We start from the raw sequence: 13157 nt of genomic DNA, 5'->3' as shown, positions 1-13157 counted from the left end.
TTACCTATGGTAATCGGAGTTTTTTATAGCTTCAAGTCTCCTTCAATTATCTTTACTAGTGGAGGGACAAACTTTTTAAAGCTTGATGTAAGGAGATTGATAAGTGGGTCGTGCCTTACTATATCTGCATAGTTTTTTTCGTCAATCTTCCACAGGGTACTTTTATCGTATTTACTATTTTGAGTAGATAAAACAAGCCGGGGTATAGTTGCAGAAGTGGCTTTAATCTGGTATTCATCCTTTTGAATCAAGCCCATCTTAATTAATAAAGGGTGAATCTCAAAAAAGTTGTACGTACTGTCGCCCAGAAATAAATTGAAGGACAGCTTTTCGACCAGAGGAATCTGAAAATGGAAATTAAAAACATGCCGGGGATCCTTTACGTGCATCGAAACAAAGTTATTGAACATGTTATCAGGCGTAAAGTGTATTTTCCAGTCCAACGATGCATACTCCTCGAACTGCTTTTTTAGGCCTAACCAAAACAAAATCCGGGGATAAACCACCAGCCTAAAATGATCGTTCCAGTCATTATGTTCTTTCAGGTTACGGAGCGTATCGAGCGTTAATGGTTCAATTGGAATTTTCATAAATAGCTGTTTTTGTATCGTTTAAGGGCTTACAAAAGGGCATGTGAAAGCAGTTTAGCATCTTGCTTTTGTTGGTCAAAAACAAAATCCATACGCCCCAGGTTAATTCCCCCCCAACCGGTTTGGTTAATGATTACTTCTTTATTTTTTTTGTTGGCAATAATCACCGGCTCATCCATAAAGGTATGGGTGTGTCCTCCCAAAATAACATCTATATACTTTGTGTTTTTTGCAACAACAACATCGCTTATTTTGTCATTTTTGTACCGGTAGCCCAAATGCGATAAAGCAATGATTAAGTGACATTTTTCGGCCTTTTTAAGTAGCTCGGCTGTTTTATCTCCCGTGCTTATCGCATCTAAATACTCCGTTCCCAGAAAATTTTGTGGGGTAACCAGACCATCCAGCTCAATACCCAAACCTATTACCCCTATTTTTAAGGGGCCTTTTTTAAATATCTTATACGGACTGATCAACCCATTCAAGGGTGAATTTTTAAAATTGTAGTTGCTGTTGATAAACGGGAATTTTGCTTTTTTAATTTGTTCGGCCAGATGAGCGCTACCATTGTCAAACTCGTGATTTCCAAGGGTAGAGGCATCGTATTGCATGTCGCTCATCAGCTTAATTTCCAGCTCGCCCCCATAAAAATTAAAGTAGGGCGTACCCTGAAAGATATCCCCCGAATCTAACAAAAGAACGTTAGGGTTTGCTCGGCGCACTTGTTTGATTAGTGCAAACCTACGTGCAAAACCTCCTTTTCCGGCATATTTACCTTTATTATCAGGGAAGGGATCAATGTGACTATGCAAATCGTTGGTATGCAACACAGTAAGCACAGCCTGCTTTTCATTTCCCACCCGACAGGCGGGTAAGCCCAGTAAACCGGCGACCGAGCTTAAAGCCATGGTTTTTAAAAATCTTCTTCTATCCTTGTTCATATCTCCCAATTTAATTAAAAACAATGCGTCCGTCTGTAGCTGCTTTCAACACCTCACCGGCTCGGTTTTTTTCCTGGATACTATGCATTATAACCTCACGTAATTTTAAATTGGTATTTTCTCTATGCAAAGGCCGGGTTATCATTTGATAATGGTCGCCACCATCGGCCAGATAATCAGAAGTAGCCAGCATGTATTTTTTTGAAACGTCCAGCGCTTTGTTGTTAATAAACACCTCCACTACGGTGCTGTCTTGGAATTTAACCGTGGCACCCGCTATGCCATCACCTTTTGTACGGCCCAAAAAGCTGAACAGCGAGAGTATACTGTCGCCGGGAAGTGTTAAAACCACTATTTCATTTTCAAAAGGCATCAACTCAAATATATTACGCACGGTAACCTCCCCTTGGGGTATGGGCGAACGTATCCCTTTAATATTCATCAGGGTCAGCAATTGTAAGGTGTCGGCATGGGTATCGCGTAAGTATTGATCTACCCTGTTTTGGATAATATCCGATATAAAATTAGAGAGCGGGCTTTCGGGTTTGTAAACCAGCATTTGCTTTTCGCTTTTGCCAATTGCCTTGTCCATTTTTGCATCTATTTCCTTACGGTAAGGTTTTATGTGGGATTGCATGGCACTATCGGCCGTGATGTTATCATCAATACTGATGTTATTCACCTCATAGTTCTTTGCCTTGTATGGTTGTGCGCATCCTAAGTAAAGGATAGGCAATAGAATAGTTAGGGTCAATTTTGTTAGGTTCATACTGTATTTATTTGTTATGCCAATAGGATAACCAAAGTCCTTTACAATTGTTTTAAGCACAAAATTACTCAAAAGAAAATTAAAAAGCGAGATAGTCGAATGACCATCTCGCTTTATAAAAAAACAGTTATACTTTGGCAGATGTTTAACCGCATTTTGAAGAGCCACAATCCGTGCAGATTAAGCAGCCCTCCTGGTAGGTAAGATTTTCGGAATTACACGATTCGCAGCGACCCCGGTTGGCTTTGGTGCCATTAGGAATGTACTTTTTAAGTGCCCTTTCAACGCCATTTTTCCATGTATTAATAGATTCGCTGTCGAGCTGCAGACCGGCCACCAGGTGAACGGCATCGCCAATCTCCATACCGTGACGGAGTACACCTGAAATGAGTTTGGCATAGTTCCAATATTCTTTATCAAACTTATGACTCAGACCCTCGATGGTGGTTTTATACCCCCGCTTATTCTCGAAGCAAAAATCGTAACGCGAGTTGCCCTTATCGTCGCGATTTTTAATAATGAGTCCTTTTTGCACCGACTTGGGCAAAAGAATGCCGTCTTCATCGTCGGCCAAACCGGTAAAAATTTCGTAAGGACGCCCGTCCATTAGTCCCACAAAGGCTATCCATTTTTCTTTGTTGTTCTGAAAACGTACTACATCCGCTTCCAGTACTTCGGGACGCTTTTTCGAAAATGTAGCCTTTTCCTGCTCCTCTTCCTTCTTCTTATCGTCGGATATCAAAACTCCGGCACGTGATCCATCCCGGTAAACAGTTACGCCTTTACAACCACTTTTCCATGCCTCAACATACAGTTCGGCAACCAGCTCCTCAGTGGCATCAGCAGGCAGGTTTATGGTCACACTGATGGAATGATCCACCCATTTTTGCACACCCCCCTGCATTCGTACTTTGTTAAGCCAATCTACATCGTTTGATGTGGCTTTGTAGTAGGGCGATGCCTCTATAAGCTGGTCAAGTTCTTGTTTACTGTAATTTTTTGTAGTAGGATGCCCATTGGCCTCCATCCAGGTAACAAACTTATGATGAAAAACAGTATACTCCTCCCAACTGTCGCCCACCTCATCTACAAAATCCACTCGGATTTCAGGATCGTTGGGGTTTACTTTACGACGGCGGCGGTACACGGGCATAAAAACCGGTTCGATACCGGAGGATGTTTGGGTCATCAAGCTGGTGGTTCCCGTAGGCGCAATGGTGAGCAAGGCTATATTTCTACGTCCAAAGGCTTTCATGTCCTCAGCTAGTTTAGGATCGGACTTAAACAAGCGCTTGATAAAAGGATTTTTTGCTTCTTTGTTATAATCATAAATCGGGAAGGGTCCCCTGTCTCGGGCTAAATCAACCGATGAACGGTATGCCGACAATGCAAGCGCTTTGTGTACCTCGATAGAAAAATCGGTGGCGTTAGCGGTTCCGTAACGTATATTTAAAGCGGCCAACATATCACCTTCGGCGGTAATACCTACACCTGTTCTGCGTCCTTCAACTGCTTTATTACGAATATTGGTCCAAAGGTTGCGTTCAACTCTTTTTACTTCGTCTGCTTCGGGATCTTCCTTAATTTTATTTAAGATACCGTCAATCTGCTCCAGCTCCAAGTCAATGATATCGTCCATTATACGCTGTGCATACGCCACATGCTTTTTAAACAGGTCGAAATTAAACTTCGCCTCGGGTGTAAATGGATTCTCAACGTACGAATATAAGTTAATGGCAATCAGTCGGCAGCTATCGTAAGGGCACAAAGGAATTTCGCCACAAGGGTTAGTCGAAACCGTACGATAGCCCTGGTCGGCATACGAATCGGGTACCGATTCGCGTATAATGGTATCCCAAAAAAGTATCCCGGGTTCAGCGGATTTCCATGCATTGTGCACTATCTTTCCCCAAAGCCCCGAAGCATCTATCTGCTTAACATGCGAGGGATTATTGGAATTAATAGGATATTGCTGTTTGTATGGTTTGCCATCCACAATTGATCGCATAAAATCATCGTCTATTTTAACAGAAACATTGGCGCCTGTAATTTTGCCCTGTTGCAACTTGGCATCAATAAACGATTCTGAATCGGGGTGTTGAATGGAAACACTTAACATTAAAGCACCTCTGCGTCCATCCTGGGCTACCTCGCGTGTAGAGTTGGAATAACGCTCCATAAAAGGTACAATGCCGGTAGAAGTTAGTGCGGAGTTTTTAACAGGGGAGCCTTTGGGCCTTATGTGGGACAAGTCGTGGCCTACACCTCCGCGTCGTTTCATCAACTGCACCTGCTCCTGGTCTATCTTCATTATGCCACCATATGAGTCAGAATTGCCCTCATTACCTATTACAAAACAGTTAGACAAAGAGGCGATTTGAAATGGATTGCCGATGCCAGCCATGGGACCTCCCTGGGGTACGATGTATTTAAAATCCTTAAAAAGCGCATACAGTTCGTCCTCGCTCATCGGGTTGGGATATTTTTTTTCAACACGGGCAACCTCTCGGGCCAGACGACGGTGCATCTCATCGGGGTTCAGCTCATAAATAACCCCCTCCGAATCTTTTAGTGCATATTTATTAACCCAAACCCGCGCTGCAAGTTCGTCACCCTTAAAATAGGCCAAGGCCGACTCGTAAGCCTCGTCGTTGGTGTAGGTCTTTTTTGATTTCTCCGCTTTTTGGTCAATTTGCGTGACTTCCATGATGTTTTTAATTAATTAAGGTAAATAGATTCGGTTTGGAGTAGCACCAAATAATTAATGCCTCAAACACTTCAATTTTGTTTTGTAAAGATAGGTAAGCTTTACAATTAAGTCAAGAAATAGTTTTTAACAATTAACAAAGTTATCCATTTTAAAAGCACCAAAGTCTGATTTTTAGCATTTTAGCATTTTTCAAAACACTAAAAGTTATCCGAAAAGAATTTTTTATCAACAATAGCAATAATAAATCATTTACTTCTTGGAAAATTTAGAAACAAGATATACCCTGGCTTATAAGTAATAAAATTTGCAACTGTGCAAAACGGATTATAAATTGCCGTCTTTAGTTTTAACAAATAACACATCCCATGAAATTATATCACGTGTCCTTATTTATGCTCCTGCTGGTTTCGTGCTCGTTAAGTACAAATACAGAACAAGGCTTCAGCAACAAAAACATAACACTCCAGGATAACAGACTAAGTCCTGAAATTATTTGGCAACTTGGAAGGGTAGGCAACGTATCCGTATCACCGAACCAAAAAACGGTGCTTTACACCATTTCGTACACCGATATTAAAGCGGATAAATCCTACTCAGATATTTACACCATAGATATAGAGACGGCAGAAAGGCATCAAATAACCTCATCAAAACTCAACGAAACAAGTGTGAATTGGTCGCCCGATGGCAATAAAATCACCTTTTTATCGGCAGAATCCGGATCGACCCAACTGTGGACAATGAACACAGATGGATCAGGTAAAAAACAAATTACAGCTATTGAAGGTGGCATCAAGGGCTATGCCTATTCGCCCAATATGCAACAATTGGCATTTGTAGCAAAAGTTAAACTGGATGACGATATCCATGATTTATACCCCGACTTGCCACATGCCAACGCCCGTATAGAAGATGACCTGATGTATCGGCATTGGGACAGCTGGGCCGACGGCTACTACAGCCATATTTTTGTTGCAGAAACGAATACTAACTTAATCAGGGATAATTATACCGATATAATGGAAGGCGAAAAATTTGATTCGCCCATGGCTCCTTTTGGTGGGATGGAACAAATAAATTGGACTGCCGACTCCAAAAATATTGCCTATACGTGTAAAAAACTCTCAGGCAAGGATTACGCTTTTTCCACCAACTCCGATATTTATTTGTACAACATAGCAGACCAAACCACCAGAAACTTAACAGAGGGTATGCCCGGATATGATATTAATCCTTTATTTTCGTCTGATGGCAAATACATGGCCTGGGAAAGCATGGCCCGTGATGGCTACGAAGCGGACAAAAACAGACTGTTTTTGATGGATTTAGCAAGCGGAGAAAAAAAAGACCTATCTATCGGTTTCGATCAAAATGTGGGCGCATTGGCCTGGAGCACTCAAAACGATAAAATATGGTTTACCAGCAACCACCAGGGACCAGAACAAATTTATAATGTGAGTATTGCCTCCGGAACTATTAATCAGATAAGCACCGGCCAGCAAAACTATAGGTCTGTTTATCCCGCCGGAGAGCAACTTATAGCCACCAAGACCACCATGAACCATCCTGCTGAAATTTTTGCGGTGGACATTGAAACAGGTCAGGACAAAGAACTTTCGTTTGCCAACAAAGATATATTGGCACAATTAAAATTGGGTAAGGTAGAGAGCCGCTGGATTGCTACTACCGACAATAAACAAATGCAAACCTGGGTGATTTATCCACCCAACTTCGACCCGAATAAAAAATACCCTACCCTTTTGTATTGTCAGGGTGGACCACAAAGCACGGTAAGCCAATTTTGGAGCCTGCGCTGGAATTTTCAGCTGATGGCGGCCAACGGTTACATCGTAGTTGCCCCTAACCGCAGGGGATTGCCCGGTTTTGGCCAGGAATGGAACGAGCAAATCAGCGGCGATTACGGTGGACAAAACATGAAAGACTATTTGAGCGCCATAGATGCCCTGGCCAAAGAACCTTTTGTTGACGAAGATAAATTGGGTGCTATAGGCGCAAGTTACGGCGGCTTTTCCGTGTACTGGCTGGCCGGAAACCACAACAAGCGCTTTAAAGCTTTTGTATCCCATTGTGGCATCTTTAATTTTGAACAAATGTATTCCACCACCGAAGAAATGTTTTTTGTAAACTGGGACTTGAAAGGAGCCTATTGGGAAAAAGACAATCCATTGGCCCAGCGCAGTTATGCCAACTCACCCCATAAATTTGTAGGCAATTGGGACACCCCTATACTGGTTATTCACGGACAAAAGGACTTTAGAATTCCATACACACAAGGAATGGCTGCGTATAACTCGGCCAAGATGAGAGGAATTCCGGCTCGCTTCCTGTTTTTTCCGGAAGAAAACCATTGGGTGCTATCACCCCAGAATGGGATACTTTGGCATAGGGAATTTTTTAGATGGTTAGACGAGCACCTGAAGCAATAGACGCATTATAATGAGCCCAAATACGACGAAATAAAATACGGAACACACAAAACATTTGTTTTTCTCTGCTGTTTAGGAACGACAACTATCGTTGTAAGGCTCACCTTACACATCAACAACTTACTAATCCATAATGAAATATATGCGTATCTTCTTTTTTGTCTCAATCGTTTTGAGCATTCATTTTCTGGTTAATTTTTACATTTACAAACGTGGGGTACAGGGGCTGGAATCTATGCCCCATTTGATTCCGTGGTTTCGGGGACTTATGTTATTTTTGGTCGTATCCTATCCTGCAGCACGTTTTTTAGAGAAGATTTGGTATTCGCCCTTTTCGTCATTTATTCATTGGGCTGGCGCGTTTTGGTTTGCGGGCATGCTGTATTTCGTATTGCTACTATTTGCAGTAGATATAATTAGATGGAGCAATATGCTGTTTCATTTTTTACCCAACAAACTAAGCGGAAATTATGCCCAGATAAAATTAATAACCACCTATACCCTTACTGCAATAGTTGTGCTCACCGTTATAGCAGGACACATCAATGCATGGACTCCCAAAATTGTTAAACAAAACATTAAAATAAACAAACCCGGTGGAGATAGAAAGTCGGTAAAAATAGTGGCTGCTTCGGATATACATTTGGGCACCATCATAGGACCACGGAAAACGAACAAACTGGTAAATGCCATCAACGGTTTGCATCCTGATATCATATTGCTGGCGGGAGATGTAGTAGACGAAGACCTGAAACCCGTTATCGACCAAAATCTGGGTAAAGATCTTTTAAAACTCAAAGCCCCTTTAGGTGTATATGCTTCCACAGGAAACCATGAGTATATAGGTGGTGCCGAAGATGCCGTTGCGTACCTCGAAAATCACGGCATACGTGTTTTAAGAGACACCTCCCTGCTTATTGACAACAGCTTTTACCTTGTAGGCCGTGAAGACAAGCAAAGAACCGCCTTTACACAAAAACCACGCAAAACTGTTCATAAATTAATCGCATCGCTGGATAAACAAAAACCCATAGTGATGCTGGATCACCAACCCTATAATCTCCATGTGGCGCAGAAAGCAGGTGTAGATTTTCAGATTAGTGGCCACACCCACCATGGGCAGCTTTGGCCTTTTGGCTATATTACCCAACGAATTTTTGAAGTGAGCCGTGGCTATAAACAAAAAGGCGACAGTCATTTTTATGTGAGCACGGGGTTTGGCACATGGGGACCTCCGGTTAGGGTGGGAAACAGACCGGAGATTCTGGAGTTTACATTGGAATTTGAATGATCATGTTGATGCAAAACAAGGCTCAACTCCTGGTTGAGTTGACAAAACTATCCCATAAAATACTGCCTCATGCCTGAGAATGTATTCCAAACTTATTCCCTTCAGTATCATGAGCTAAAACCATAAAACCATATTCGCCGATCGAATGCTTCGATTGCACAATCGTGCCTCCAGCGTCTACCACCCTACTTTCCTCTATGGCACAGTCCTGGCTACCAAAATAAACCAGGGTAGAATTCCCGCCTGCCTTCACGCCTTCCATTTTTACCAATGCACCGGCTGCCCCTTCTCCGTTCATTTCCATGGGGAAGAATAACATTTTCATATCACCACTTTCGGTTTCAGGCATGGGGAGTTCGCTTATTTCAATTTTAAATACCTTTTCATAAAACTGCTGTGCCCTTTTTAGGTCATCCACATAAATCTCGAACCAAACTACTGGATTATTTGCTTTCATAATGTTTTATTTTTACAATATACAGCTACTCTTAAGCAATTGAACGCAAGGCAAGTTAGCTGTTTTAAACGAGAATGTCCAGTGTAGTTTTGTAAGCTTACAAACCAAGTACCTCTTCGAGCTGTGCCATTTGTTCCAACTCCCAAAAGTTTTCCAGCTTTTTGTTGTTCTCCACTTCCTCATGCACCCAGGTGGTGTGAAACGGGATATGCACAGCAGAACCTCCCAGATTGAGTACGGGCAGAATATCCGATTTTAAAGAATTCCCTATCATCAAAAAATCCCTGGCTTCTATGTTTAAATGCTCCAGTATTTTATTGTAGTTGGCCTCTTGTTTATCGCTCATTATTTCGATGTGGTGAAAATATTGCTTGATATTGGCCTTGCTTAGCTTCCGCTCCTGATCTAACAAATCTCCTTTGGTCAGCACCACCAGCTTATACCCTTTTTTGCTTAAACTTTCTATCACTTCTTTGCTGCCGTCGATAAATTTCACCGGTTTGTTTAGCATGCACTTACCCAGCTCTATCATACAACTTATTTTATCAATGCCTACCTTGCCCTTGCTTAAGCGAATGGCCGTTTCTATCATACTAAGCATAAAACCCTTAATACCAAATCCGTAATCTTTAAGGTTGTCCAACTCGGTTTTATAAAGTTCTTGCATTATTGTTTGCTCATCGCAAAACTCCGATAACAGTTTTGCAAATTGATATTCCGTTTCCCTAAAAAAAGTTTCGTTTTCCCAAATTGTGTCGTCGGCATCAAAGCCAATCCATTTATATTTTTTATTCATAACGTATTTATATGAGCCTTTTTTAGCTGCCGGGAACCAACATATGATAAAAACCAAAGCCGACATAAATATCGGCTTTAGCTAAAATTATTAAAAACTATATAACATATTGCATTGCAATCATTCTTTTATGGCCACTACTTTTTTAACTTGGGGAAGAGCTGTCTTTATCACTTTTTCAACACCGTTCCTCAAGGTCTGATAGTTCATTGGACAATCTACGCACGCCCCCATAAATTCCACCTTCACCACTAAATCATCGGACACGTCAATTAACGCTATATCTCCCCCATCCGCCTTAAGGTAAGGTCTAATTTCCTCCAGTGCGGCCTCTATCGTTTGAATGTGACTATTTTTTTGCATGATTATCAAGTTTTTATTTCAACAATTTGGGTGGGCGGGAGATGGCTGTTCCTCTCCTCTATGGCCGCTACTACCCTGGTGGCCATATCCGCAAAAGCATTGCCCGTAACACTATCCTGATTCAGAGCAGCTGGCTCACCGTGGTCGCCTCCTTCCCTGATGCTTTGCACAATAGGTATTTGTCCCAACAATGGTACCTCCAGCTCTTCGGCCAAATTTTTACCACCATCCTTACCAAAAATATAGTATTTGTTGTCCGGTAGTTCGGCAGGAGTAAACCAAGCCATATTTTCCACCAAGCCCAAAATAGGCACATTGATGTTTTTACTTTTAAACATACTCACCCCTTTTATTGCATCGGCCAAAGCCACATCCTGCGGTGTGGTAACGATAATGGCTCCGCTTATGGCCAGAGTTTGAACCATGGTGAGGTGTATATCGCTCGTACCCGGCGGCAGATCAATTAACAAGTAGTCCAAAGCACCCCAGTTACCTTCAGTAATCAATTGCTTAATGGCATTAGTGGCCATGGCGCCGCGCCAAATAGTAGCATCTTTAGGGTTTACAAAATAGCCTATGGACAACATTTTTACTCCGTATTTTTCAACGGGAATGATACGATCCCGTCCATCTATTTTATCTAACAGGGGACGATCCTCTTCTGTTTTAAACATTTTAGGCACCGAGGGGCCAAAAATATCTGCATCCAACAAACCCACCGAATACCCTGCCTTAGCCAATGCCACGGCCAGGTTTGAGGTGACGGTAGATTTTCCCACGCCTCCTTTACCTGAGGCTACGGCCACAATATTTTTTACTTCGGGAAGTAGCTTTTGGGGCTCGGCTTTGGGGCGGGGCTTTATTTTTACATATATATTACCTCTAATTTCAGCATCTTCGCCTACGTAGGTTTCGATAGCCTGAACGCATGCTTTTTTCAAAGCCGGAATCATGGGATCGTTGGGCCTATCGAACAAAAGGCTGAAACTAATTTTTTTTCCGTCGATTTTAATGTCGTCGGCCACCATTTCGAGCGAAACAATATCCTTTCCCTTTCCGGGATGGCGCACGTGCTTTAAGGCATCTAATACAAGTTGGGGATAATAACTCATGTTGCTGTTTTTTTTATTAAAATTTATAGGCTACGGATAACAAGGCAGAATTATTGGATAATCCGTAGTTGAATCCGGAAACATCACTTTTTAAATCGTTATCGCCATTACCATAATAATTGCCTTTTTCAATGATTTCTCCTGTTTTATAACTAAATTCCGGGAGCAACTCTACTCCCAATACAATGTTATCACTTAACCAATAGTTAAAGCCGAATACCAAATTCAGTCCCGGTTGATAGATTGTTCGTTCATCCAGTTGGTCAGAATGGTCGGGGTCAGTATAATCAAGTTCATACTTTGATCGGGAATATTGGAATGACAAATCAGTTCCGTACTTTAATTCCATATTTTCTGCAAGGGGTATTCGGTATTCTCTGCCCACCTTAACGCCAAAACCAAAATAATTCTGCGTTCTTTTGAATGCATCCTTTTTACTCTCATCGTTTTCCCCATTCAAAAACAGGGTGGTAAATCGCCATAAAGCTTTGTTGTTGCCTGTTTTGTACGTCAACCCAAAGTTATCGAGATTACTAAAAATAAGTCCAACTTCTTTTTGCTTTTGCGTTTCTTGCGCCATCAAAATAGATGAAATGGAAACGCATAATACAATCAAGAAATATTTTTTCACTGCCTAAAGTTTTAATTAAACAACAAATATTTTTTTAAGACCATGTAATTACACCTACCTTATGTGTGAAAACCGAATTGTGATTCTTATTTAGTTTGAATAAGAATAAGGGCAAATATACATATCCTCCACCTAATAAACATACGTGCAAACCAAATTCTTTTTATGCTATGGGGCATAGTTAACGCGCCTTTGTTTATACGTATCAATTATTCCCTCATTTCTGTCACTACTGTTTTAGAAAAATACCTTTGGAGCAAGTACATGCAAAATATAAAGACTGTTGTTCCGCCCATTATGATCAATACAGCATTCAACGTCCCTCCATACGATTCCACAAATGATTTTTCAAGTTCTTCTTCCAAATTAACAAATTGCATGGTAATAAACGCAAACAGGTTGTTTACAAAGTGAATGAGGATGCAAAGAGAAAGGTTATGGGTTTTGTAATAAACCCAACCCATAAAGCTACCCACCCCCATAGCTGTAATAAATTGCCATGGATTTAAGTGTACGATACCAAATAAAAGACTGGATATAAATATTGATTTTGCCGGGGAGTATCGTTTTAACAGCCCATCGAGTATTACCCCCCTAAATATAAGTTCCTCGAATATAGGGGCAGCAATTACCAGGGTCATAAAACCAAACACACCGGTCATGCTTCCTATCTCCAGAAACATCTGCTTAAAAATGTCGGGCATGGGAATTAAGCTTGTCAATGGCGACAGGGCACCCAGTTGCAAACCAAGTGCTCCAACGGATACCAGTATAATAACTTTAGGCGTACTCCCTGGAATACTGTAGGCACTGGTGCCCATCTCTTTTTTACGCATAAAATGGGCAAAGGCAAAGGCAGCACCCATAGATAGCAGATAGTACAGTAACAAGGCAGGTTCTTTTCCAATAATATCTTGTAGAACTAATTGCAAGGGCGAAAAAACCAGCATGGACACAATGGCTACTCCCATTATACCCCAACTCTGCCCAATACCCGGATAAACTTTTTGTGCTAACATATTTCTACTTTAAATGAATAAAATAATTTAT

At 41.4% G+C, this 13157-nt stretch carries 12 protein-coding genes; 2 read left to right on the top strand and 10 right to left on the bottom strand.

From position 1 onward, the window contains the following. Positions 1–23 precede the first annotated feature (23 nt). The 4 genes from FN809_RS14755 to FN809_RS14740 all read right to left on the bottom strand — a co-directional run bounded on the left by FN809_RS14755 (position 24) and on the right by FN809_RS14740 (position 5007). On the bottom strand, positions 24–590 hold the full coding sequence (locus FN809_RS14755; RefSeq protein WP_142534306.1) for a hypothetical protein: 567 nt from the start codon (positions 588–590) through the stop codon (positions 24–26). 29 nt (positions 591–619) lie between these two features. After that, positions 620–1531: a bifunctional metallophosphatase/5'-nucleotidase gene (locus FN809_RS14750; RefSeq protein WP_142534305.1), complete on the bottom strand. Its 912-nt coding sequence runs from the start codon at positions 1529–1531 to the stop codon at positions 620–622. A gap of 10 nt (positions 1532–1541) precedes the next feature. Continuing rightward, positions 1542–2300 carry a 5'-nucleotidase C-terminal domain-containing protein gene (locus tag FN809_RS14745; protein WP_142534304.1) on the bottom strand — a complete coding sequence of 253 codons (759 nt, stop codon included), beginning with the start codon at positions 2298–2300 and terminating at the stop codon, positions 1542–1544. Between the two features lie 145 nt (positions 2301–2445). Next, positions 2446–5007: an adenosylcobalamin-dependent ribonucleoside-diphosphate reductase gene (locus tag FN809_RS14740; RefSeq protein WP_142534303.1), complete on the bottom strand. Its 2562-nt coding sequence runs from the start codon at positions 5005–5007 to the stop codon at positions 2446–2448. A gap of 368 nt (positions 5008–5375) precedes the next feature. On the opposite strand from FN809_RS14740, the gene FN809_RS14735 reads away from it, so the two are divergent. Both FN809_RS14735 and FN809_RS14730 read left to right on the top strand, forming a co-directional pair. After that, positions 5376–7457 (top strand): S9 family peptidase, encoded by a 2082-nt coding sequence (locus tag FN809_RS14735; RefSeq protein WP_142534302.1) that lies wholly within the window; start codon positions 5376–5378, stop codon positions 7455–7457. Positions 7458–7590: 133 nt separating this feature from the next. Next, the gene (locus tag FN809_RS14730; RefSeq protein ID WP_142534301.1) at positions 7591–8748 is read left to right on the top strand and encodes a metallophosphoesterase; all 1158 of its coding nucleotides are present in this window, start codon (positions 7591–7593) and stop codon (positions 8746–8748) included. Between the two features lie 67 nt (positions 8749–8815). On the opposite strand, the gene FN809_RS14725 is transcribed toward FN809_RS14730, so the two are convergent. The 6 genes from FN809_RS14725 to FN809_RS14700 form a co-directional block, all read right to left on the bottom strand. Then, complete coding sequence (locus FN809_RS14725; RefSeq protein WP_142534300.1) at positions 8816–9205, bottom strand: VOC family protein; 390 nt, start codon at positions 9203–9205, stop codon at positions 8816–8818. A 97-nt stretch (positions 9206–9302) separates the two neighbouring features. Beyond that, positions 9303–10001 (bottom strand): HAD family hydrolase, encoded by a 699-nt coding sequence (locus FN809_RS14720; protein ID WP_142534299.1) that lies wholly within the window; start codon positions 9999–10001, stop codon positions 9303–9305. Positions 10002–10121: 120 nt separating this feature from the next. Then, a complete protein-coding gene (locus tag FN809_RS14715; protein WP_142534298.1) occupies positions 10122–10364 on the bottom strand; it encodes a NifU family protein in 243 nt (80 codons plus the stop codon). Between the two features lie 5 nt (positions 10365–10369). Beyond that, entirely contained in the window at positions 10370–11476 is a 1107-nt protein-coding gene (locus tag FN809_RS14710) for an Mrp/NBP35 family ATP-binding protein (RefSeq protein WP_142534297.1), read from the bottom strand. 16 nt (positions 11477–11492) lie between these two features. Beyond that, on the bottom strand, positions 11493–12107 hold the full coding sequence (locus FN809_RS14705) for a hypothetical protein (RefSeq protein WP_142534296.1): 615 nt from the start codon (positions 12105–12107) through the stop codon (positions 11493–11495). 209 nt (positions 12108–12316) lie between these two features. Next, complete coding sequence (locus tag FN809_RS14700; protein ID WP_142534295.1) at positions 12317–13126, bottom strand: CPBP family intramembrane glutamic endopeptidase; 810 nt, start codon at positions 13124–13126, stop codon at positions 12317–12319. Positions 13127–13157 lie beyond the last annotated feature (31 nt).

The organism is Saccharicrinis carchari, from assembly GCF_900182605.1.
GTDB classification, from domain to species: Bacteria; Bacteroidota; Bacteroidia; order Bacteroidales; family Marinilabiliaceae; genus Saccharicrinis; species Saccharicrinis carchari.
The sequence above is the reverse complement of the archived record's forward strand: the minus strand, read 5'-3'. Positions and strand labels throughout refer to the sequence as shown.